Annotated in this window: 20 protein-coding genes; 9 read left to right on the top strand and 11 right to left on the bottom strand. The window is 66.6% G+C overall.

Annotation, left to right across the window (positions count from 1 at the left end):
* Positions 1-55: 55 nt before the first annotated feature.
* Complete coding sequence (locus AC2YHA_RS03885) at positions 56-841, top strand: rhamnogalacturonan acetylesterase (RefSeq protein ID WP_487400440.1); 786 nt, start codon at positions 56-58, stop codon at positions 839-841.
* On the opposite strand, the gene AC2YHA_RS03880 is transcribed toward AC2YHA_RS03885, so the two are convergent.
* Positions 838-1,530: a DUF6250 domain-containing protein gene (locus AC2YHA_RS03880; RefSeq protein WP_487400439.1), complete on the bottom strand. Its 693-nt coding sequence runs from the start codon at positions 1,528-1,530 to the stop codon at positions 838-840. The two genes, AC2YHA_RS03885 and AC2YHA_RS03880, sit on opposite strands and share 4 nt — an antisense overlap.
* 169 nt (positions 1,531-1,699) lie before the next feature.
* On the opposite strand from AC2YHA_RS03880, the gene AC2YHA_RS03875 reads away from it, so the two are divergent.
* From AC2YHA_RS03875 to AC2YHA_RS03850, 6 genes are all read left to right on the top strand, one after another.
* Complete coding sequence (locus AC2YHA_RS03875; RefSeq protein ID WP_487400438.1) at positions 1,700-3,232, top strand: rhamnogalacturonidase; 1,533 nt, start codon at positions 1,700-1,702, stop codon at positions 3,230-3,232.
* Positions 3,233-3,241: 9 nt separating this feature from the next.
* Positions 3,242-3,556: an L-rhamnose mutarotase gene (gene rhaM, locus AC2YHA_RS03870; protein WP_487400437.1), complete on the top strand. Its 315-nt coding sequence runs from the start codon at positions 3,242-3,244 to the stop codon at positions 3,554-3,556.
* A gap of 50 nt (positions 3,557-3,606) precedes the next feature.
* Positions 3,607-4,719, top strand: a complete 1,113-nt coding sequence (bglB, locus tag AC2YHA_RS03865) for a beta-galactosidase BglB (RefSeq protein WP_487400436.1) — start codon at positions 3,607-3,609, stop codon at positions 4,717-4,719.
* 19 nt (positions 4,720-4,738) lie between these two features.
* Positions 4,739-6,259: an MFS transporter gene (locus AC2YHA_RS03860; RefSeq protein ID WP_487400435.1), complete on the top strand. Its 1,521-nt coding sequence runs from the start codon at positions 4,739-4,741 to the stop codon at positions 6,257-6,259.
* The gene (locus AC2YHA_RS03855; protein WP_487400434.1) at positions 6,256-7,221 is read left to right on the top strand and encodes an alpha/beta hydrolase; all 966 of its coding nucleotides are present in this window, start codon (positions 6,256-6,258) and stop codon (positions 7,219-7,221) included. The genes AC2YHA_RS03860 and AC2YHA_RS03855 overlap by 4 nt, the downstream gene beginning before the upstream one ends.
* Before the next feature lie 111 nt (positions 7,222-7,332).
* Entirely contained in the window at positions 7,333-8,109 is a 777-nt protein-coding gene (locus tag AC2YHA_RS03850; RefSeq protein ID WP_487400433.1) for an IclR family transcriptional regulator, read from the top strand.
* Positions 8,110-8,115: 6 nt separating this feature from the next.
* On the opposite strand, the gene AC2YHA_RS03845 is transcribed toward AC2YHA_RS03850, so the two are convergent.
* The 10 genes from AC2YHA_RS03845 to AC2YHA_RS03800 all read right to left on the bottom strand — a co-directional run bounded on the left by AC2YHA_RS03845 (position 8,116) and on the right by AC2YHA_RS03800 (position 19,225).
* Positions 8,116-9,090, bottom strand: a complete 975-nt coding sequence (locus AC2YHA_RS03845) for a glycosyltransferase (RefSeq protein WP_487400432.1) — start codon at positions 9,088-9,090, stop codon at positions 8,116-8,118.
* A 391-nt stretch (positions 9,091-9,481) separates the two neighbouring features.
* Positions 9,482-10,717, bottom strand: a complete 1,236-nt coding sequence (locus AC2YHA_RS03840) for a glycoside hydrolase family 5 protein (protein ID WP_487400431.1) — start codon at positions 10,715-10,717, stop codon at positions 9,482-9,484.
* A gap of 548 nt (positions 10,718-11,265) precedes the next feature.
* The gene (locus tag AC2YHA_RS03835; RefSeq protein WP_487400430.1) at positions 11,266-11,703 is read right to left on the bottom strand and encodes a UDP-N-acetylglucosamine--LPS N-acetylglucosamine transferase; all 438 of its coding nucleotides are present in this window, start codon (positions 11,701-11,703) and stop codon (positions 11,266-11,268) included.
* A gap of 76 nt (positions 11,704-11,779) precedes the next feature.
* A complete protein-coding gene (locus tag AC2YHA_RS03830) occupies positions 11,780-12,349 on the bottom strand; it encodes a polysaccharide biosynthesis/export family protein (RefSeq protein WP_233782790.1) in 570 nt (189 codons plus the stop codon).
* Positions 12,346-13,515, bottom strand: coding sequence for a glycosyltransferase family 4 protein (locus AC2YHA_RS03825; protein ID WP_487400429.1), 1,170 nt, complete (start codon positions 13,513-13,515; stop codon positions 12,346-12,348). Before AC2YHA_RS03825 ends, AC2YHA_RS03830 begins: the two co-directional genes overlap by 4 nt.
* A 39-nt stretch (positions 13,516-13,554) precedes the next feature.
* Positions 13,555-14,322, bottom strand: coding sequence for an exopolysaccharide biosynthesis polyprenyl glycosylphosphotransferase (locus AC2YHA_RS03820; protein ID WP_487400428.1), 768 nt, complete (start codon positions 14,320-14,322; stop codon positions 13,555-13,557).
* Between the two features lie 149 nt (positions 14,323-14,471).
* Positions 14,472-15,209 (bottom strand): CpsD/CapB family tyrosine-protein kinase, encoded by a 738-nt coding sequence (locus tag AC2YHA_RS03815; RefSeq protein ID WP_233782792.1) that lies wholly within the window; start codon positions 15,207-15,209, stop codon positions 14,472-14,474.
* Complete coding sequence (locus AC2YHA_RS03810; RefSeq protein WP_487400427.1) at positions 15,209-16,579, bottom strand: Wzz/FepE/Etk N-terminal domain-containing protein; 1,371 nt, start codon at positions 16,577-16,579, stop codon at positions 15,209-15,211. Before AC2YHA_RS03810 ends, AC2YHA_RS03815 begins: the two co-directional genes overlap by 1 nt.
* A gap of 23 nt (positions 16,580-16,602) precedes the next feature.
* Positions 16,603-17,931, bottom strand: a complete 1,329-nt coding sequence (locus tag AC2YHA_RS03805) for an ATP-binding protein (protein ID WP_487400426.1) — start codon at positions 17,929-17,931, stop codon at positions 16,603-16,605.
* A gap of 16 nt (positions 17,932-17,947) precedes the next feature.
* A complete protein-coding gene (locus AC2YHA_RS03800; protein ID WP_487400425.1) occupies positions 17,948-19,225 on the bottom strand; it encodes a hypothetical protein in 1,278 nt (425 codons plus the stop codon).
* Positions 19,226-19,609: 384 nt separating this feature from the next.
* Between AC2YHA_RS03800 and AC2YHA_RS03795 the strand changes: the two genes are divergently transcribed.
* Positions 19,610-20,728, top strand: a complete 1,119-nt coding sequence (locus AC2YHA_RS03795) for a Gfo/Idh/MocA family protein (protein ID WP_487400424.1) — start codon at positions 19,610-19,612, stop codon at positions 20,726-20,728.
* Positions 20,729-20,758: 30 nt separating this feature from the next.
* Entirely contained in the window at positions 20,759-21,247 is a 489-nt protein-coding gene (locus tag AC2YHA_RS03790; RefSeq protein WP_233782797.1) for a glycosyltransferase, read from the top strand.
* Position 21,248 lies beyond the last annotated feature (1 nt).

Below are 21,248 nucleotides of genomic sequence, written 5' to 3'. Positions count from 1 at the left end.
CTCGGGAGGCGGGGCATCGGCGCCGCCTCTCGTTTTGGAGCTTTGGGGAGGGGTTATGCGCAAGGCTGCTCTGACGATGCTGCTGATGCTGGGAACGGCGGCGGCCGCCGATCCGCCTCCTCCGCGCGTCCTGATCGCGAGCGATTCGACCGCGGCCAATTATTCTTCCGATCAGTTCCCGCAGATGGGCTGGGGCATGTTCCTCGGCTGCTCGCTCGATCCGGGCAGCGAGGTGATCAATCGGGCGCGCGGCGGCCGCAGCACACGGACGTTCCTGTCGGAAGGGCTATGGTCGGCGCTGCTCGATGATATCCGTCCCGGCGACACGGTGCTGATCCAGTTCGGCCATAATGACGAGGATCTGAAGAAGCCCCAGCGCCACACCGAGGCGAACGGCGAATATCGCGAGAACCTCGAGCGCTTCGTGCGCGACGTGCGCGCGAAGCGGGGTCGGCCGGTCCTGGTGACTCCGGTCGCCCGGCACGAGTTCCGCGACGGGCATATCCAGCCGACTCACGGCGACTATGCCAGGGCGGTGATCGCTGTCGCCCGCGCCACTCGCACGCCGCTGATCGACCTCGATGCCGACAGCCGTGCCTTCCTCGACAAGCAGGGCGAGGCGGCATCGGCGCGCTATTTCATGATCTACACCCCCGACGATCATATCGCGCGCTTTCCGGATGGGCACAACGACACCACCCACCTCAACGAGCTCGGCGCGCGGGCGACGGCGCGCATCGTCGCGAATGCACTGGCAAAGCTGCGGCTGCCGATCTCGCGCCATGTCCACCGGGACGATCCGGACGCAGCGGTCGCGCGCGGCAATGCCGCGTGCGGCTAGGCGGTCCGCACGGTGAAGTCGCGGATCCGAAGATGACTTTTGGTCGTGCGGAGTCCGAAATGCCCATGCAGATAGGGCTCGGCATCGTCGAGTGCGAACAGCAGCTTTCCGTCGCGCTCCACGGCAATATGCCGGCCGTCGGCGATCAGGCGGACATGCGTCCAGCGGCTGGGCTCGAGCAGCGCCCCTCGGTCGGACCGGTCGTGCTGCGGCAGGATCGGCCGGTCGCCGGCGCGGCCGACGTAGCGGCGCAGGCGCGTGGTGGTGTTCCGGTTGCCGCCGATCCCGACATAATAGGTGCGGAGCGTATCATAATCGGCGAAGGCGCCGCTGCGCGGGCGATCGAGCACCGATCCGTCCGGCGCCGCCGGGTCGGTCGCCATCCAGAACGCGTTGACGTCGCTTACCGCATCATTGGGGCCGCCCTCGGCGACCGCCAGCACCCGATAGTCGATCGTCACCGGCGCCTGCAGCTCCGGCCGGAACCACAAGGTGATCCCCGCCGGCGCATCGATGTCGAGGATTCCGTCGCGGACGCTCACCTTGGCGGGGCGCTCGGCTTCGACGGCCCATTGACTGAGATCGCGGCGGAAATCATCGCGCAACACCCGCCCACTATCCCGCGCGGCGGCGAGTATGGGTACAAGGGCCAGCGCTCCGATCAGCGAGCGACGCTTGAGTGCAATCATCGGAGTGCATCTTCCTTGCATAATATGAATTATAAAAGCATATTGTGGGATATCGGCGCAACCGACCGCGCTCAGGATAGTCGTCCGTAGAGGGGAAAGCGATGCGTGGCAGGATGCGCCGACACGGCCGGACGGCGTGGTGTTGACGTCCCTGTTGTCGCGTCGGGACGTGAGCGGTGCGCTCGCGGCGGGGCTTGCCGCCCTGCCCTTCCCTGCGCGCGCCGGCCAGCGCTACGACGTCCGCGACTTCGGCGCGCGGGGCGACGGCGTCACGCTCGACACCGATGCCGTGAACCGCGCGATCGCGGCGGCGTCCCGCGGCGGCGGTGGGACGGTTGTGTTTCCGGCGGGACGGTACCTGTGCTTCTCGATCCGCCTTCAAAGCCGCGTCACGCTGCAGCTCAATGCCGGCGCGGTGATCGAGGGCGCCGATCCGGCCGTCCACCCCGGCCGCTACGACGATCCCGAGCAGGGTTCGGACGGCCTTTACCAGGATTTCGGCCACAGCCACTGGCGCAACAGCCTGATCTGGGGCGATGGCGTCGAGGACGTCGCGATCGTCGGACCGGGGATGATCCACGGCAAGGGACTCACCCGCAACGGCCCCGGCGCCCGCTGGACGCGCGGCGCGGGCGAGCGGCCGAACTCGATGGCCGGCATGTCCGCCACCGAGATATCGCGGCTGGAACCGGCATTCGAGGCGATGCGCGGCCTTGGCAATAAGGCGATCGCGCTCAAGAACGCCCGCAAGGTGCGCCTCTCCGGCTTCACGCTGCTGCTCGGTGGACATTTCGCCATCCTCGCCACCGGCGTCGAGGGGCTGACGATCGATCGGCTGACGATCGACACCCAGCGCGACGGGATCGACCTCGATTGCGTGCGGAACGCCACCGTCACCAACTGCCGCGTCAACACGCCCAACGACGACGCGATCGTGCTCAAGAGCAGCTTCGCGCTCGGCCGTATCGTACCGACCGAGCATGTCCTCGTGCGCGACTGCACCGTCTCCGGTTACGACGTCGGCACGATGATCGACGGCACGCGCGGGCGCACTACCCTGCTCGCGCCCGACCGCGACGGACCGACCGGGCGCATCAAGCTCGGCACCGAGAGCAACGGCGGCTATCGCCACATTCTGATCGAGCGCTGCCGGTTCGAGCGGTCGCGGGGGCTGGCGCTGGAGACGGTCGACGGCGGCGCGATGGAGGATGTGGTCGCGCGCGATCTCACCATGCGCGAGGTCACCACTGCGCCGATCTTCGTGCGGCTCGGCGATCGCCGCAGGGGGCCAGCCGGTACTCGCGTTGGATCGACGCGCGGCATCGTCATCGCGGATATCGATGCGGCCATGTCCGAACACCGCTATCCGGCGATCGTCGCGGGGTTGCCGGGGCATCCGGTGGGGGACGTCGCGCTTCGTAACATTCATCTCGCCTTTCCAGGCGGCGGCACCGCCGCAGAGGCCGCGACACGACCCGCGGAGCAGGCGGAAGCCTATCCTGAACCGAGCATGTTCGGCCCCCTCCCCGCCTGGGGACTGTGGATGCGCCATGCCCAAGGCGTCACGATCGACCGGCTGTCGATGGAGACCGCCGCCCCGGACGCGCGTCCAGCAATTATGACCCAAGACGCCACACGACTCGCCGTCACCCGCACGCCGCTCTGGTCGGGCGCCGTGCATCTCCCGTCAGAGCCGGCCTGAAGGATAGCCATGACCATCCACGCCTTCCGCATGCAGCTCAAGCCCGGCACGGTCGAGGAATACCGCCGCCGCCACGACGAGATCTGGCCCGAGCTCGCCGAGCTGCTCCGCACATCCGGCATCTACGACTATTCGATCTTCCTCGACGAGCAGACGCTGGCGCTGTTCGCCGTTCTCAAGCTCGCCGACGACAACCGCCGCGACGCCCTGCCCGACCATCCGGTGATGCGCCGCTGGTGGGATCACATGGCGCCGCTGATGGAGGTTCAGCCCGACAACCGGCCGGTCGAATGGCCGCTGGTGCCGATGTTCCACTTGGATTGACCGCGGCCTTGCCCGCGCCCCCGCACAGCTTCAGGAGTGAAAGACAGTTTATGGCAGCCTTGACCCATTCGATCCCGCGATCCCAGGTGATCGATGCGATCGACCGGCTGATCGACAATCTCGTCAACTTGCATGACGAGACCGGCGAGTTCCTGCTGCGCCTCGACGACGGCCGCGTCATTGACACCAAGGGATGGAACGACTGGGAATGGACCCACGGCGTCGGCCTGTTCGGCCTCTACCGCTATTGGGAGCAGACCGGGAGCGACCGTGCGCTGGACGTGATGCTCGACTGGTTCCGCGACCGCTTCGCCGCGGGCACGCCGACCAAGAACATCAACACCATGGCGCCGTTCCTGACGCTCGCCAATCTCTACGAGCAGACCGGCGACCAGACCTATATCCCCTATCTCGACACTTGGGCCGAATGGCTGATGGCCCCGAACGGCCTGCCCAAGACCGAGGAGGGCGGCTTCCAGCACATCGTCTTCAACGACGAGAATCCCGGCGAGCTGTGGGACGATACGCTGATGATGTCGGTGCTGCCGCTCGCGCGCATCGGCCTGCTGCTGGGGCGGCCGCATTATGTCGAGGAGGCGAAGCGCCAGTTCCTCGTCCACGTCAAATATCTCGCCGACCGCAAGACCGGCCTGTGGTATCACGGCTGGACCTTCGACGGCCGCCACAATTTCGCCGAGGCGCTGTGGGCGCGCGGCAATTGCTGGGTGACGATCGCGATTCCCGAGATCATCGAGATGCTCGATCTGCCGGAGGGCGATGCCTTCCGCACCTTCCTGATCGACGCGCTGACGACGCAGGTGAAGACGCTGGCCGAGCACCAGCACGAGAGCGGCCTGTGGCACACGCTGATCACCGATCCGACCAGCTATCTCGAGGCCTCCGCCACCGCCGGCTTCGCTTACGGCATCCTGAAGGCGGTGAGAAAGCGCTACATCTCCGCCGACTATGAGGCGGTGGGGATCAAGGCAATCGAGGGCGTGCTCGCCAACATCGACGAGCACGGCGAGCTCAAGCAGGTGAGCTTCGGCACCGCGATGGGCGACACGCTCCAGTTCTACAAGGACATCCCGCTCACCTCGATGCCCTATGGCCAGAGCCTGGCGATCTGTGCGCTCGCGGAGTTCCTCCGCACCTATATCTGACGGCGGGAGGGAGAGGATCATGGCGCAGCCGCAGGCACAACCATCGGCCGGCGCGGCGCGCCCCGTCCGGTTCATCAACTATCTGGCCTATGGCTCGAACGACTTCCTCGGCGCGGGCTCGATGGCTGTCATCTCGGGCTGGGTGCTGATCTTCTACACCACCGTCTGCGGCCTCAGCGCCGGCCAGGCGGCTACGATCTTCGCGGTGGCGCGCATCCTCGACGCGATCACCTCCCCGCTGATCGGCCACATCTCGGACCATTTCGGCGGCACCTGGCTCGGCAGGAAGTTCGGGCGGCGGCGCTTCTTCATCCTCGCCGCCATCCCGCTGATGCCCGCCTTCGCACTGATGTGGCTGCCGGGGCAGAGCTTCCTCTACTACCTCGTCACTTACGTCCTGTTCGAGATGGTCTACGCGATGGAGATCATCCCCTACGAGACGCTCGCCGCCGAAATGTCCAACGACTATAAGGTGAAGGCGAAGTTCGCCGGCGCGCGTATCCTGCTCGGCCAATGTTCGGCGATCCTGGCGGGCTTCCTGCCGCTGTGGATCATCAACTACCTCGGCCGCGAGAGCCCGAATACCTTCTTCTACATGGGCCTGATCTTCACCGCGCTGTTCATGACCACGGCGACGATGCTCTACCTGTTCAGCTGGGAACGGCAGCGGCCTGCGGCGGCGGCATCGCAGTCCGGCGGTTCGGCCTGGGAATCGCTGCGCGGACTCTATCGCAATCTCCTGTCGACGATGCGGATCCGGGCGTTCCGCCTGCATCTCGGCATGTATCTCGGCGGCTATATCAGCCAGGACATCTTCAACGCGGCCTTCACCTTCTTCGTGATCTTCGCGCTGGCCGGCTCGACCGCGCTCACCTCCGGCCTGCTGGGGCCGCTCTACATCGTCCAGCTCGTCGCGGTGATGCTGGCGATCAACGTCGCGCTGCGGGCCGCGCCCAGCATCGCCTATCGCGTCGCCGCGCTCAGCTTCGGCATCGGCGTGCTGCTGCTGCTCGGCTGCTGGTGGGCCGGGATCACCGCGCACAGCTGCCTGCTGTGGGTGCCGATCGTCTTCGCCGGGCTCGGCCGCGGCGCGCTCAATTACATCCCGTGGGCGACCTACAACTACATGGCGGATGTCGACGAGATCGTCACCGGTCAGCGCCGCGAGGGCAGCTTCGCCGGTGTGATGACCTTCGTCCGCAAGGCGACCCAGGCGGCGGCGGTCGCGGGTGTCGGCGTCATCATGGAGCTGGGCGGCTTTCAGTCCAAGGCGGCGGTGCAGACGCCTGAGGCAGTCCAGACGATCGCCTGGGTGCTGGGGATCGGCACGCTGTCGGTGCTCGTGCTCGGCGTCATCGTCTCGCTGCGCTTCCGGCTCGACCCGAAGACCCACGCCGTGCTGATGCACGAGATCGAGCGACTGCGCGCCGGCGCCACCGCCCCGGAAAGCGAGGAAAGCCGGGCAGTCGTCGAAGACCTGTCGGGCTGGCGCTACGAGCAGCTCTGGGGCCGCAATCCCGTCGCGAGGACCGCGCAATGAGTTCAAACATCGACCGCCGGACACTGCTCGCCGGGGGCGTCATGCTGGGTGCCGCGTCTGTCGCCGGAGCGCAGTCGACACTCCCACCGGGCTTCGAGCGTTTCGCGATCTGGCCCGGACCGGCACCCGGCGGCGAAAAGATGACGGCGGTGGAGGAGGAACGCCCCCGCTCGCCGGACGGCCCGCCGGACGACACCGCCTTCACCCACGTCACCCGTCCGACCCTCACCGTGGTGAGGCCGGCGAAGTCCAATGGCGCGGCGCTGCTGCTGGTGCCGGGCGGAGGCTACCGGCGCGTCGCGATCGGTCGTGGAGGCCATGCCATCGCCCGGCACTTCGCCGATGCGGGCTACACCTGCTTCATACTACTCTACCGCCTGCCCGGCGACGCCTGGGCCGCCGGCCCCGACGCGCCGCTGCAGGACGCGCAGCGCGCGATACGGCTGATTCGCACGCGTGCGAAGCGGGACGGATTCGACGGGGAGCGGATCGGGGTGCTCGGTTTCTCGGCCGGCGGCCATCTTGCCGCGCGCCTCGCCGCGCAGCCGGACCTCGCCACCTATGCCGCGATCGACGCCGCCGACGCGCTGCCGGCACGGCCGACGATCGCCGGCCTGCTCTACCCGGTCGCCTCGATGGCGGACGGGATCGCGCATATGGGATCGCGCAACGAATTGCTCGGCCGTCAGCCCAGCGAGCAACGGATCGCCGCCTATTCGACCGATCGGCTGGTGACCGGTGCGATGCCGGCGACCTTCCTCGCCCACGCCGTCGACGACACGACGGTACCGGTCGAGAACAGCCTCGCGCTGTTCTCCGCGCTGCAGGCGCAGAAGGTGCCGCGGGAGATGCACCTGTTCGAGACGGGCGGGCACGGCTTCGCCCTGCAATTGCCGGACGGCACCACCTCGCCCTGGCCCGAGCTGTTCATCGCCTGGTCGCGGCGGCACGGCATGGGCTGAGCGGATCGAGGCGGCGGGCTGGCTATCCTCGGAATAATTCACATATTGAGGCGCATCGCGATACGCTAAGACCCAATCACAAACGCCGCCGGATCCCAGGAGATGAATTCCATGCAAGACGAGACGCTCGAGAAGGGCGCCCCTGCCGCGAAGGGCGCGCAGACCCTGATGCGCGCGCTCGATATCCTCGACGAGATCATCGAGGGCCCGGCCAAGGTCACCGATCTCGCCCAGAAGCTGAGCCTCAGCCGCGCCACCACCTATCGCCTCGCGCAGGCGCTGCGGTCGCGCGACTATCTGTCGCCGACGCGGGACGGCTATTCGCTCGGGCCGAAGCTGCTCCAGCTCGGCTCGCTGGCGCTCGAGCAGACCGATTTCCTGCGGATCGCACGGACCCATATGGAGCAGCTTTCGGAGCAGACCGGCTTCTGCGTGTTCATCGGCAAGCGCGAGGGCGACTGGTCGCGTCACCTCGACCGCGTTACCGGCCGCCAGCGACTCCGGGTCTCCACTGCGCCCGGCGACCGGCGCTTCATCACGGAGACCGGCCTGGGCAAGGCGCTGCTGCTCGACGAGGACGCTTCGTCGCTGACGCGGCTTTTCTACGAGGGGAAGCCGCATGCCAGCGAAGCGCAGCTGAAGGCGTTCCTGTCCGCGATGGAAGTGCATCGCGGGCGCCAGCTGGTGATGCACGAAAGCGAGCTGGACGACGGCGTCCGCTCGGTGGCGTCGCCGGTGCGCAATGCGAAGGGTCAGATCATCATGGCGATCAGCATCGCCAGCGCCGCCCATTACCTGACCGACGAGGTCACCGCGGAGATCGCGGGGCCGGTACGGTCGACCGCGATCGACCTCAGTGCCGCCTTCGGGTACGCGCGGCCGGAATAGCCCCGGTCAACATTCCAGTTCCTGTCGCCAGCTCTCGGCGAACCGCTCGCGCGTGAAGCGGCCCAGCGATTGCCGCATCGCGTCGGCGCGGCTGAAGCGTTCGGCGGGTGTCATCGTCGCGAGTCGGATCATGGTTTCCGCGATCCCGGCCTCATCGTCGGCTCGGGCGGTGAGCGCTCCGGGACCGGCGACCTCCTCCAGCACGCTCGCCGCCGTCACCAGCGGGATCGCGCCATGGCTGATCGCCTCGGCCACCGGCATGCCGAAGCCCTCCAGCCGGCTGACGAGGACGAAGCCGACGGCATTGGCATAGAGCCAGGTGAGCTCGGCATCGGAGACATAGGGCAGCAGATGCACGCCCGTCGTTCTGGCGGCGGCCTGCTCCACCAAGTCGGCTCCGGGTTCCCGCGCACCGCAGAGCACGTAGCTGAACCCCTGATCGGCAAGACCCGAGCGTGCGAAGGCACGGATGGTCGCGAGCTGGTTCTTCCGCCGGCCGAGGCTGCCGACGGTCAGCAGGAAGGGGCCTTGGATGCCCGGGATCGGCTGCTGCCACGGATGGCGGATGCCCTCCCGCATCTGGGGATAGACCACCGCCATCCCTGGGCCCGGCCCATAAAGGCCGGCAAAGGCGTCGCGCGACGCCGCACTGACGAACACCGTCCGTGCACGCGCGGCGACGATCTTGCGAAAGGCGTTGCGGTACAGGCGATGAAGCCAGGGTTGGAACAGATCGGGATGGGTGATCGGGCCCATGTCGTGCACCAGCACCATGTCCTGTGGCCCTATCCGGCTGTGCAGCACCGAATAGGGATCGAGATGGAGCGTAGGATTGCGGCCGCGGCGAGGAGGCAGCGGATTTCCGTCCAGCAGACTCGCCAGACGCATCTCGATCTTGAGACCGAGTTTGAGGGTCCGGGCACGCACCCCCTCCGGCGTCTCGCCACGCCGGCTCCGCCAGTAATATACGTTCCCGATCATCGCGCGGTGATCGGAGATGATGTCGCGCCCGATGAAGTATTTACCCGTCCTGTTCTCCAGGGCCGAGGAGAAATCTATGTTCCATAACGGCAATGACGCATTCCCGGGCCTGCTGCTGGAATGACGGACAGGCTAATCCCGCCGCGCTGCGGGAATCAAAGAACATCTTGATCGAACCCGTTTTTGCGCGGGTTCACCTGATCGGAACACTGAAGGCTCTTCGGAGCTAATCCCCTTTCAGGGATCGATTCGGCCGTCGGACTTGCTAGCCACCGGTACCAAGAGATCGATTCCTCGCTTCCGTTGTTCCGGCCCCCGCCGGACGAACGAAGGGCCGCCTCCCCCACCCCCTGGCGGCCCTTCACCCTTCTTTATCGAATGCGGCTGCGCATCATTGCGCCACTTGCTGAAGAACCTGCATGACGCCGCGGTCGGCCCCGACGATCTTTCCGGAGCTGTCCGTCTGCGGGAACAGGTTCATCGTGTAGGTATCGTTCAGATACGGGATGTCCTGGTGCGCCGTCAGCCTGAGACCGGCGGCATCGGCTGACTGAACGAAATTGCGCACGATCGTCTGCCATTCGGTGCGATCGGGGGCACCGAACTCGCCGATGTGACCGCGATCCTGGAAGCCATGCGCCTTCAGCCATTCGATGAACGGCGCGAGCCGCTGGACGCCGATGTTGGCGTTGGTCGGCGCGCTCTCGCTGCCGCCGCCGTAGACGCCGCTCGAGTTCGCATCGAAATACTGGTGCGCCGACCACATGATGCGGTTGGCCGGATCGGACAGCGTGTGGATCGTCGGGTTGTTCTGCGGCCACATCTGCGCGCTGGCCCAGCCATAACCGTCGATCAGGATCCAGAGCGAGCTGTTGATCTTGCGGATCGCGTTGATCGATTGCTGGCACGCATCGCGCCAGCCGGCCTCGCCGATCGCCAGGTCGTGCGGCTCGTTCATCAGCTCGATGCCGACGACCGCGGGATGGCTGCCGAACGTCTGCACCAGCTTCGTGCAATAATCGACGAACGCCGAGATCGGCACCTGGGAGGAACCGAGCTGCGCCTTCGATTTCGCCGACCAGCTGCCGTTGTAGCCGACCCAGCGCGAGCCGTAGTTATGGCAGAGGTCGAGGAACACCTTGAGCCCGTTCGCCTGGGCGCGATCGAGATAATGGCGGACGAGGTTGACCGTATTGCGCAGCGGGTTGTTCGGGTCGGCATAGTGATCCAGCAGCTGCTCGCCCAGCTCGCCGAAGGTGCGCGGCTGGAGCCGCTCCCAGGCGCCCTGGAGGCGGATGTGGTCCATCCCCTTCGACTTGTAATAGGAGAAATGGCTGTCCGGGGTGACGAAGACCTCGCCGTTCAGACGACCGGGCAGCGTGTCGGGCGTGCCTTCCAGGCTGGCGAAATTGACACCGTATCTGAAGTCCTGTCCCGATGGCGCCGGTGTAGGGGTCGGCGTGGGAGTGGGCGCCGGAGTCGGAGCGGGAGTTGGTGTCGGTGTCGGCGAGGGCGTCGGCGTGATGATCGACCCGCCGGTCTCGGCCGACGAACCCCCGCCTCCGCAGCCGGCGACGATCGCGCCCGCACCGGCGACCAGCCAGCGGATCGCCCGGCGCCGGTTCACTGGATCGAGCTCGCGAAGCAGCGGGATATGAGATGAATCGTCATGCACCCCATTATCAAAGCCGCCATCAGCTAATATTTGGTAATCGGTGTCACTATTCTTCACTGATACTACCTTGGTATTATTGAACAAGATCCAGAAGAGCCACCCCGTCAGCAGGCACGCATTTCGCCGATCGCGAAGCCATGAGGCTCCACGCATCCTCTCGATTGGCGTTTATTGTTCTGACCCCGCGCGCAGGAGCGCCGGGACTTCAGTTGCAGGGCATCACGCGGAGAAGCGCAGCCTCACCGCAGACAGCAGTTTTCGAAGGAACAGGAACAAGACGGGGAAGGAATTATCGAAGCGGATGGTTCGAATTAGGTAGGGGACCTCCACTGGAGTAGCTCGTTGGACGTATTCCCCTATAGCCGATGGAGTCGGCTTAACAACATGAGTAAGTCAACGCCCTGTCGCGTTGAGGCTTCACAACGTCGATTCATAACAAATGTTATATAATCCAAAAGTATTACTTCACCCGCGGTAGCACCTTGGGCCGGCGGATTCTCTCAGACGATTCTGCCCCAACATTCGAGCCCCTCGGCTTTGGCGACGTCCGGCCATTGCGGCACGCAGCGATGCGCCAGCCGCTTGGCAATACGGCCGGATGTAGAGAGATGCTCGGAGTTGGCGATGCTGTCGATCCACAGCGTCCTGGCGCCAATGAGGCGGCCGAGCAGCACGAACGGCAGCATCGGCGCCGATCCGGTCGTCACAATGGCGTGCGGCCGTTCGCTGAGGAGGATGCGGATCGCGCGCCAGAAGATCGGCACGAATCCTTTCAGGCTGAAACGAGAGGCGTCCGGTACCCAGTAATAGCGGTGCCCGGGCACGAGCTCAGCATAGCTGTGGAAGGTCGAGACGTAGGCGACCTCGAAGCCGTCGAAGGCCGGCCGCAGGCGCTGCAACTCGATCCAATGGCCGCCGCCGGACGCCCCGACCAGCATTCTCGGCTGGTTCGCTTTGGCCCCACGCGAACGCCCGGCGACGCTGATGCCGCCCTGCGGCGGCTTCCTCCCCGGCTCAGAAATAGCGCTCTCCCACGCGGATCGTGTCGCCCGGATTGATCGGCGTCGAGGCGGTGAGACGTATCGGCATCTCGGTGCTGGCATTGTCGCGGGTGATGTAGATCGTCTTGGCATTGGCGCGATAGGTGAAGCCCTCGGCGGTCGCGACCGCCTTGAGCGCGGTCAGCCCATTCGAGAAGGGATATTGGCCCGGCTTCCGCACCTCGCCGAGAATGTAATAGGGCCGGTATTTGAGCACCTCGCAGCTGACCTGCGGCTTGCGGACCATGTTGGCGGCGAGCAGCCGGCCGGCGATCTCCTTTTCGAGCTCCGCCGGCGTCATGCCGCGCACCGAGAATGGCTCGATCAGCGACAGCGAGATGGTGCCGTCGGTCGCAACCTCATATTCGCCGCTGAGATCCTTGAAGCCGAAAGTGGTCACGCGCAGCCGATCACCCGGCCCCAGCGTATAGGCGCTCGTCGCCGCGAGCGGCGGCCCGTCGGGCAGATGCGTGTTGCTGCATCCGGCGGCAGCGGCGGTGGCCGCCGCCAGGCAGATGATGCGAATTCTCGTCCACGTCTTCATGCTGATCCTCCCTGACCCTGGCTTTGCATGATTTGAGTGATCGTCTCGGGCACGGGGCGGCGGTCCGCCTTCAGCGCGCGGGCATAGAGCGCCTCGATCTGATCGAGCACGCCGCGCCATCCGAAGCCGGCCAGACGCGGCGCCAATGCCGCATCCCGGGCTTCGATCGCCTCATAGGCGGCGAGATCGGCGAGGAAGCGATCGATGTCCCTGCCCCGCTCGAACGCGATCGCGGTTCCGCATCCGACGCGGGCGATGGTGCGGCGAAAGGGCGCGATGTCGCTGAGCAGCGGATAGAGACCCGCCCCCACCCCCTCCACCGCCGCGACGCCGAATCCCTCGAAGGCGGAGGCGCACGCATAGACGCTGCTGCGCGCGATCAGGCGCCGCAGGTCATCGTCGCTCGGCAGCGCGTGGAGCTCGACGGCATCCTCGACGCCTTCCGCCCGGGCCCAGGAGCGGAGCTGGTCCAGCGAGACGCCCATTTCCTTGCCGGCGACGATCAGCCGCCACGCGGGATCGCGCTCGCGCAGCCCTGCGAACCAGGCGATCAGCCGGTCGAGCCCCTTGTTGGGCGCGAGCCGGCCGAAATAGATCATCGTCCTGGCGCCCGGTGCCGCCAGGCCGGCGAACTTGGCGGTATCGACCGCATTCTCGACCGCCACCACCTTGCTGCCGGCGATCCGCTCGAAGATCGCCGCATCCGCGATGCCGGAAGCGGCGACGAAGGCATAGTTGCGCAGCGTCGCCCGCGTGATCCCGTGGAACCACAGCCGCTTGATCGTGCGGGCAAACGGGGTGTGGAAGAAGCCGCCGTGTGTCGACAGGATCAGCGGCTTGCCGTGCAGCGGCCGCAGCCAGCCGAGAAAGTCGGCGAAGAAGTCCAAGCCATGGACATGCACGATCTCGGCATTGCCGATGTGACGCAGCACCCCCGGCGCGAAGGGATATTTGGGCGAACCGCGGTACGGCACGCGGACGATCTCGACCCCGTTGCGCCACTCGCTGGATGCCAACCGCCGGCCATCGCTGTAGAAGATGCGGTTGAGCGTCACCACGCGTACCTGATGTCCTTCGCGTGCCTGGCGCTCGGCCAGCGACGATACCGTCGCCTCGACCCCGCCGACGCCGGGCGGGTACTGCCGGACGGCATGAACGATCCTCATGCCGCCGCTCCCCAGCGCGAGGCGAGACGCGTGCGCATCTCAGTACGCGTTCCGGTCGCGGACCATCAGCGGGATGGTCTGCAGCAGGATGGCGAGATCGAAGAACAAAGACCAGCGCTCGATATATTCGCAATCGGCGCGAACCCGTGCCTCCATGCAGGAGAGATCATGGATTTCGCCGCGCAACCCGCGAATCTGCGCGAGGCCCGTCATGCCGGGTTTCGCGCGGAAGCGCCGGGCATAATCGCCGATCAGCAGGCCGTAGCGGCGGTCATGCGCGACCGCATGCGGCCGCGGCCCGACCAGCGACATGTCGCCCGCGAGCACGTTGAACAGCTGCGGCAGCTCGTCGAGGCTCGTGCTCCGGAGCAGTGCACCGATCGGCGTCACGCGCGCGTCGTTGCGCGTCGCATGGGCAATGCCGTCGCCGTCCTCCAGCACGCGCATCGTCCGGAATTTCCAGACGGCGAAGACGCGTCCGTGCAACCCGGTACGGCTCTGTCGGAATAGGATCGGACCGGGGCTCGTCACCCGCACCGCCAATGCGATCAGCATCAACGACGGCAGCAGCAGGATCAGCAGGAGGAGCGCGACGCTCACGTCCATCGCCCGCTTGGCCCGGGACGTCGCCGCCGGCGTCGCGAAGGCCTGTATCGTTTCCGTCGGCAGCGAGATGACGATGGTCGAGACAGAAGGCGCCGAGGCCGCAGGCCGCACCGGGACAGGGCTGTTCGTAGGAACCGGGACCGGCGCAGCCTCAGAGAAGTTCGCCGGAGCGCTCTCGACCGCCGTCCCGTACCCGCTCATGACCAGGCCCTCGCTCGATCTTTTCGAGAACTAGAGGTACAGGACGCCGGAGGTGGTCGAAATTAATCAGAAGTTTACGAACAGGATCATTGGTATATCGCTGCGTATAACTCTAAAGATGACAAATTTATCTTATAAAATATCGTGAGTTATGTGGCCATGATTGTACCAACCACTCTGGTCTTCATATCATTCAAACGGTTTATGACGTGCGCAATCTCTTCTACTGAAGTGGTATTGTTCCTGACGACCACAACCGCAGCGTCGATGGCCTCGCACACGGCCGCAGGCTCGCCGAACGGCACCCCGGCGTCGACGATCATCATTCCGTAGCTTTCCAGCAGCCGCATCGCGCCGTGATGGAAGTGCTGGCCGTCGAGCAGCACCGGCGCGTTCGCGGCCGTCTTGCCGCCGGGCAGAACGACGAGATCGGCAACCGGCGACGGCTGCACGAGCGTCCGCACGTCGGCTTCGCCCGACAGCGCCGCCACCAGCCCGGCCGACTCGTGCAGCCCGAAGAACAGGTGCTGCGACGGCTGCTCGAGATTGGCGTCGACCAGAACCGTCGGCGTTCCGCCCTGCGCATAGGTGATCGCCAGATTGGCGGCGAGCACCGATGCCTCCAGCCCGGCCCCCGCACCGAGCACCGCGACCGAGCGGATCGGCGGCTCGTCGGGCAGCGGCAGCGCCGAGATCGACAGGCGCAGGCTGCGCGCGAGCCGGGCGATGGCGTTGTCCGGATCGTACGCCGCGACGGCGAGCGGACTCAGCCGCCCGTCCTCCGGCGCCAGCAGGGCCTCCCCTGCCGTGCCCTCGTTTCGCGGCGCCTCGTCGACCGCATCCGCGTCATGGACGAGCACCGCATGCTCGGTGGATCGTATCCGCATCAAACCCCTCCCGCCTTGAGCTCCCTAAGCTGCGGGAGCGCCTTGAAATCGAAGGTCCCGAGCACCGGCACGCCGGTATTCTCGAACAGGCTGCTGACCGTCCGGATGATCGGCCGGCGCAGTTCCATCGCCACCGCGGCGATGATGCCGAGGCCGAGGCCGCCGAGCGCGGCCAGCAGCAGCAGCAGCGGCACGTTCGGGGTGGCCGGCAGCAGCGGCGGCGTGGCGCGGTCGACCTGCTGGGCGTTGGTGGTCGGCAATCCGCTCTGCAGCCGCATCATGTTGAGCCGCTGCGTGACCGCCTCATAGGCCTTCTGCGCGCTGGTGACCTCGTTCTGAAGCGCTTCGAGCTGCGCCTGATTGGCGGTCACCGCCAGCATCCGTCCCCGCTGAGCATTTACGAGTCGCTGCAGCTGCGACTCCCGCGAGGATGCAGCCGAGCTCGCGACGCGGACCGTCTGGCTGGCGGCCCCCGTCTCGGCGCGGAGCTTGGCGCGGAGCGTGTCGCGTTCCGCCCTTGCGGCGACCAGATCCGGGTGCGCGTCGCCATGCGTCGACGCCAGCTCGGAGAGTTTCGCCTCGCTCACGGCGACCTGCTGGCGCAGCGACTCGATCACCGCGCTCGACTGCACGTCGGGCGACTGCGAGACGCGGTTGCCGGCGCGCGCGCGCATGTCGGCGGCGGCGCCCTCGGCCGACGCCAGCTGCGAGGACAGCGCGCTCAGCCGGTCGGCCTCGAGCGCCAGGGCATTGCCGTCGACCATGCCGTGGCTGCGCTGGAAATCGGTCACCGCCGCTTGCGCGCGCTCCAGATTGCCGCGGACCTCCGTGGTCTGCTGCTGGAACCAGCGGGCATATTGCTTGGCGGTGTTGGTGCTGATCTCCATGCGCAGCGCCACGAAGTTCCGCGCGAAGCTGTTGGCGAGCCGCGCCGCCGTGCGCGGGTCGTTCGCCGTGTAGCGCACGGCGAGCACGTTGGTGTCCCTCTCCGGTGCCACCTGGACATGCTGCAGCACGTCCGACACGAGCCAGGTCTCGAACGAGCGCCCCGGCTCGCCGGCCTTGCGCCACTTGCGCTGCATGTCCGGATCGGCGGCGAGCCCCTCCGCGCGGATCACCCGCCGCGCGACCGCATCGCTGCGGATGAGGTCGGCCTGGGTGCCGAGCATCGACTTCTCGTTCTGCACCGGCTGCGAGTTGCGCAGCTCGGGATCAGGGCCGCGATCGTCGAACAGCAGCGATGCGCGCGCGACATAGGTGCGCTCCACCAGCATGAGCCAGCCGGCGGCCAGCGCGACGGTTGCGGCGAACACCGCGAGGATCAGTCGCCAGCGCGATTTCAGCGCCAGGGCCATGTTTGATTGGAGCATCGCTTCGACTCCCCTTCGTTGCGTCAGTTGCCCGCCTCGGAAACCGCCTTCAGCCGCGCGCCCTGATGCAGGGCGAGGATCGTCAGCAGAAACTGCGGCGCCGCGCCGTCACGGAAATAGGCCCGCTCGCTCCGCCCGGTGTCGCGGCGCAGCGCCGGGCCGAGCAGCCCCTCGATCTCTTCGTCCGCACTCAGGCTGTCGCGCATCGCCGCCTCCCGCGCCGCGCGCTGGATCCGCGTGCGCTTGTCGAGGTCGGCCGCCGCCAGCCGCTGGAACAGCTCGGCATCGCCCGGATTGAGCAGCGCCCATGTGTCGAACGCCCGCCGCATCGCGACGCGGGTGATGACCAGGTCGACCGCGGCACAATCGCGCCGCACCGCCTCCAATGCGGCGAGATAGCAGAACAGCTGCACATGATAGGGCGAGCCGCAGGCGAGATCGGCGATCTCGCCCTGGCTGGCCTCGTCGAAGGTGACGCCGGCGCGCTGCGCACCCGTGGTGATCAGCGCAAAGGTGTCTTCGCGCGAGATCCGGCCGATCGGGATCGGCACCAGATGCCGCCTGAGCGACGGATGGCAGAGGATCAGCTCCTCGACCGTCTGCGCGATGCCGACCAGCAGCATCTGCACCGGAAGCCGTGCATCCGACAGCAGCTTCATCAGCGTCGCGATCTGGCTGTTCACCTCACCGTCCTCGACGCGGTCGAACTCGTCGAGGATCAGGATGATCTGGCAGTCCGGCGTCAGGCGGGAGAAGAGATCCACCACCATCCGCGGCCCGAAATCGCCGGCGAGCAGCGCATCGCGTTCGATGCGGAAACCGTGCTTCTCGACGAACGGGATGCAGGAATCGGGGATGAAGCCGAGATAGGGGCGGATCAGGTCGGCGAAGGAGGTCGATGCCTCGCACGCCGTGTAGATGACGACCGCGCCCTCCTGATCGGCATAGTCGCCGAACACCTGCGCGAGCGACGTCTTTCCCGATCCGCGTGACCCGTGGATGATCGCATGCTGCCGCCCGACCAGCACCGCTTCGAACAGCGTCTCCAGCTTGTCGTCGCGGCCGTACAGATTCTGGCGCTGGCGGACCGGATGCGCGGCATCGAAGGCCGCGATGATCCGCGCAGCCGCGCTGACCGGTGCGAGCCGGGTATTGACCGCGGGACGTCCGCTGCCGAGCCCGGCGCCGGCGGCCGTCCGCTTTAGCGGTTCCGGGGCGATCGCGGCGACAGTCTGCACCGTGCGCTCTTCCGGCTTGCCGAGCAGCCATCTCAGCGCGCGGCGCCACAGGCTGTCGCGGCGGGTTTCGACAGGGGCGAGGGACATGGCGTCCGCTGTCTGCTCGGCGATCATCCGCGAGAATCCTTCTTCATCGAACTCTCCATGCTCCGGGACGAATGGGGCCGGCGATCGGCCGACGGCCGGCTGCGGCAGGGGCGTGCGCGGGCCGCAACCGCCCGAGCGCGCGATCCGCGGCCATCCGGTCCCGCACCGCCGAAAGCGAGCGCATGAATCCGGCCAGCAGCCACATCGGCGCGGCGACCTTCATGCTGAAGATGGCATTCCCCGCCACCAGCAGGTTCATGAAGAAGAAGATGCCGATCCCCCATGCGCAGCGCCTCTGCGCATCGGATTCGAACGGCACGATCAGCGCGACATAGATCCACAGCGCGATCGCGCCGACGATCGAACTCGAATAGAGCACATAGGAGTAGCCGCTGTCGGGAAACTGGCCGGACTCGAAGACGCGCGCGCCCAGCGACGCCGGCAGGTCCGTCAGCGACAGGAGATAGATCGTCTGGCCGAGCCGCCCTGCCAGGTCGTCCTCGTTCGACGGACCAAGGAAGGTTGCCACCACGATCGCCAGCCCGAGCATGACGAGCGGCAGCAGCAGCGTCGCATAGCGCGGGAGGCGCGGATAGACGAAATAGCCGACGACGGAGAGCAGCGCGAAACCCGACGACATGCGTGTGTTGTTGGAAAGGAGCGCCAGCACCACAAAGGTGACGCCGATCCATTTCTCCAGCCGCCCCAGCGACCTCCACATCGCGACGAGGTAGATCAGGATCACCCCGGCGAAATTGGCGAGCGATGTCTGCTCGATGAAGATCGAGGAGGTTCGCGGCGTCATGAACACGCCGAAGCTGAACCGCCCCTCGAAGCCGAGCGCGTTGCCGAACAGGCCGGTGTCCTCATAGTCGAATTCGCCGAGACCGCGCGTGTTCTGGTAGTAGTTGAACGGCTGGAAGAACGTCGCATAGCCTTGGCGCGAGCTGAGCTCGAACAGCAACCCCGCCAGCACGATGCCGATGGCGAGCGCGAACGCCAGGCGGATGCCGCGCTCGCTCGAACGAAGGCCCAGCATCGTGAACAGCACGATGATGGCGACGTTGCGCAGCGCCTCCACCACCAGCGCGCCGTTGATGAAGGAAAGGAACAGCGCGCCCATCAGGAACGCCACGCCGAGGATGACCGGTGGCTCGTCCCGCGGCGACAGGCCACGCGACAAGACGGCAGCGGCCGCGGTCGCGAGGATGATGAATTCGGCGGCTGCGACTTCGGTCATCGACAGCGTCCGCCCATGCGCGTTCACGAAGGCGAGCACGGCATTGTAGGAGATCGCCCCGACCAGCAGGAAAGCGATCATCCAATCGTGCAATGTCCTTTGGAGCGGCTGGCTACCCACTTTTAGAGTTCCCCGAGCTCCTTGGTGTTATCATCCAAGTGTGTTGCGCACGCGGGCGACGAAAAAACGCCAGTCAGCCGTTGCCATCCTTGCTTATCATTGGTTTGGCCGAGCCAAACTTGCTTACGAGTATTAACCCCCATTAACTGTGGATAATACTTAGATACAATTTTCCGCCGTTTTGCTTTGTGCGAGACAATCCCTACCCGCGCCGCACCTGCCTCAAGGCAGGCGGCGGGGGACCATGGCGAGTGCGAGGGGGCGTTGGTCCGCCGGCTGCGCAATGCGCACCGGCGCGGGCATCGCCCTGCCCGCAACCTGGCCGGACACAAGGGGGTGACGCCAGTGAGCAGCGACAGAAAGATAGCCGTCGTCGGCCTGGGCAAGATGGGTATCTCGCACCTGGCGATCGCCAACGCGACGCCCGGCCTCAGGGTCGTCGCCGCCTGCGACAGCTCCACGCTGATCGGCAGCATGGTCGAGAAATACTGCCGAATCCCGGTGCTCCCGAAATTCGATCAGCTGATCGAGCTTCCCGGTATCGACGGCCTGATCATCGCGGCACCGACGCGGCTCCATGCCGACATGATCCGGGCCGCCCTGGCGCGCGGACTCCACGTCTTCTGCGAGAAGCCGATGACCCTGTCGCACCGCGTCAGCAGCGATCTTGCCGAGGAGGCGGCGGTACGCGGGCTGGTCGGGCAGGTCGGCTATCACAACCGCTTCGTCGGGACATTTCGCGAGGCCAGGCGGCTGATCGACGCCGGCGCGATCGGCCGCGTCCGCCATGTCCATGCCGAGGCCTATGGCCCGGTCGTCCTCAAGCCCGCCTCCAAGACGTGGCGGAGCAAGGCCGGCGAAGGCGGCGGCTGCCTCTATGACTATGCCGCGCATCCCATCAACCTGATGAACTGGTTCGTCGGACGCCCGGACGCCTGCTCGGGCGGACAGCTCACCCGCCAATGGTCGACCGAAGTCGACGATGCGGTCTATGCCAATCTGAGCTTCGCACAGGGTGTGACCGGCCAGGTGTCGGTGAACTGGTCCGACGAGACCGCGCGCAAGATGACGACGCGGATCACGGTGATGGGCGACGGCGGCAAGATCGTTGCTGACCGGCAGGAGCTGACGGTGTTCATCGGCGCGCGCGGCCAGCCACCGGCCGGATATCTCCACGGCTGGAACGTCAAGTACATCACCGAGCTCACGCCCCACCCCGCCTTCTATCTTCGCGGCGAGGAATATTCCGCGCAGCTCGAGGCGTTCGCGGCGGCGATGGCCTCGCCCGGCGCGGAGCAGATCAACGATTTCGCCAGCGCCGCCGATACCGATTTCACGCTCGAGCTGATCCGGCTCGCCGATCGTCCGGAGGAGCGTCCTGCGGCCGCCGCGGCGGTCAACGGCACCGCCACCGCCTTTCCACCGCGGCGAACCTTGCTCAGCCGCACGCTGGGGCTGCGCTGACCGGCGCGGCGGGACGCTGAAGGCAGTGCCATGATCTTCGCATCGGTAGGCTCGATGCTGCCGTTCGACCGTTTCGTGCGGGCGGTGGACGAGTGGGCGGCGGCGAACCCCGGCGTCCCGGTATTCCTCCAGATCGGCGACGGCGCCTATCGGCCTCGCCATGCGGAGAGTGCACGCATCCTGCCGCATCAGGACTATGCCGCGCGGCTGGCGCAGTGCCGGCTGTTCGTCGCCCACGCCGGGATCGGGTCGATCGTGCAGGCGCTGGAGATCGGCAAGCAGATCCTGATGCTGCCGCGGCTGGCGAGGCTCGGCGAGCACACCACCGACCATCAGCTCCATACGATCGAGCGCTTCCGCGACACGCCCGGGCTGAGGGTCGCCGGCGATACCGACGCGCTGAAGGCGGAGATGAGCACGCTGCTCGCCGCCCCGCTCAGCGGCGGGGCCGCCCTGCCCCCTTATGCTCCGCCCGAAATGATCGCGAAGATCCGCGACTATCTGCGCGCACCGCGCTGAG

It is taken from the genome of Sphingomonas sp. SRI_018 (genome assembly GCF_057586275.1).
This window is presented reverse-complemented; position numbering and strand designations above follow the sequence as displayed.

Excerpts from the sequence above, each read along its gene's own strand:
- AC2YHA_RS03885 (WP_487400440.1), top strand. The coding sequence starts at position 56 with ATGCGCAAGGCTGCTCTGACGATGCTGCTGATGCTGGGAACGGCGGCG.
- AC2YHA_RS03880 (WP_487400439.1), bottom strand. The coding sequence starts at position 1,530 with ATGATTGCACTCAAGCGTCGCTCGCTGATCGGAGCGCTGGCCCTTGTA.
- rhaM (WP_487400437.1), top strand. The coding sequence starts at position 3,242 with ATGACCATCCACGCCTTCCGCATGCAGCTCAAGCCCGGCACGGTCGAG.
- bglB (WP_487400436.1), top strand. The coding sequence starts at position 3,607 with ATGGCAGCCTTGACCCATTCGATCCCGCGATCCCAGGTGATCGATGCG.
- AC2YHA_RS03860 (WP_487400435.1), top strand. The coding sequence starts at position 4,739 with ATGGCGCAGCCGCAGGCACAACCATCGGCCGGCGCGGCGCGCCCCGTC.
- AC2YHA_RS03855 (WP_487400434.1), top strand. The coding sequence starts at position 6,256 with ATGAGTTCAAACATCGACCGCCGGACACTGCTCGCCGGGGGCGTCATG.
- AC2YHA_RS03850 (WP_487400433.1), top strand. The coding sequence starts at position 7,333 with ATGCAAGACGAGACGCTCGAGAAGGGCGCCCCTGCCGCGAAGGGCGCG.
- AC2YHA_RS03845 (WP_487400432.1), bottom strand. The coding sequence starts at position 9,090 with ATGATCGGGAACGTATATTACTGGCGGAGCCGGCGTGGCGAGACGCCG.
- AC2YHA_RS03835 (WP_487400430.1), bottom strand. The coding sequence starts at position 11,703 with ATGCTGGTCGGGGCGTCCGGCGGCGGCCATTGGATCGAGTTGCAGCGC.
- AC2YHA_RS03830 (WP_233782790.1), bottom strand. The coding sequence starts at position 12,349 with ATGAAGACGTGGACGAGAATTCGCATCATCTGCCTGGCGGCGGCCACC.
- AC2YHA_RS03825 (WP_487400429.1), bottom strand. The coding sequence starts at position 13,515 with ATGAGGATCGTTCATGCCGTCCGGCAGTACCCGCCCGGCGTCGGCGGG.
- AC2YHA_RS03820 (WP_487400428.1), bottom strand. The coding sequence starts at position 14,322 with ATGAGCGGGTACGGGACGGCGGTCGAGAGCGCTCCGGCGAACTTCTCT.
- AC2YHA_RS03815 (WP_233782792.1), bottom strand. The coding sequence starts at position 15,209 with ATGCGGATACGATCCACCGAGCATGCGGTGCTCGTCCATGACGCGGAT.
- AC2YHA_RS03810 (WP_487400427.1), bottom strand. The coding sequence starts at position 16,579 with ATGCTCCAATCAAACATGGCCCTGGCGCTGAAATCGCGCTGGCGACTG.
- AC2YHA_RS03805 (WP_487400426.1), bottom strand. The coding sequence starts at position 17,931 with ATGATCGCCGAGCAGACAGCGGACGCCATGTCCCTCGCCCCTGTCGAA.
- AC2YHA_RS03800 (WP_487400425.1), bottom strand. The coding sequence starts at position 19,225 with ATGATCGCTTTCCTGCTGGTCGGGGCGATCTCCTACAATGCCGTGCTC.
- AC2YHA_RS03790 (WP_233782797.1), top strand. The coding sequence starts at position 20,759 with ATGATCTTCGCATCGGTAGGCTCGATGCTGCCGTTCGACCGTTTCGTG.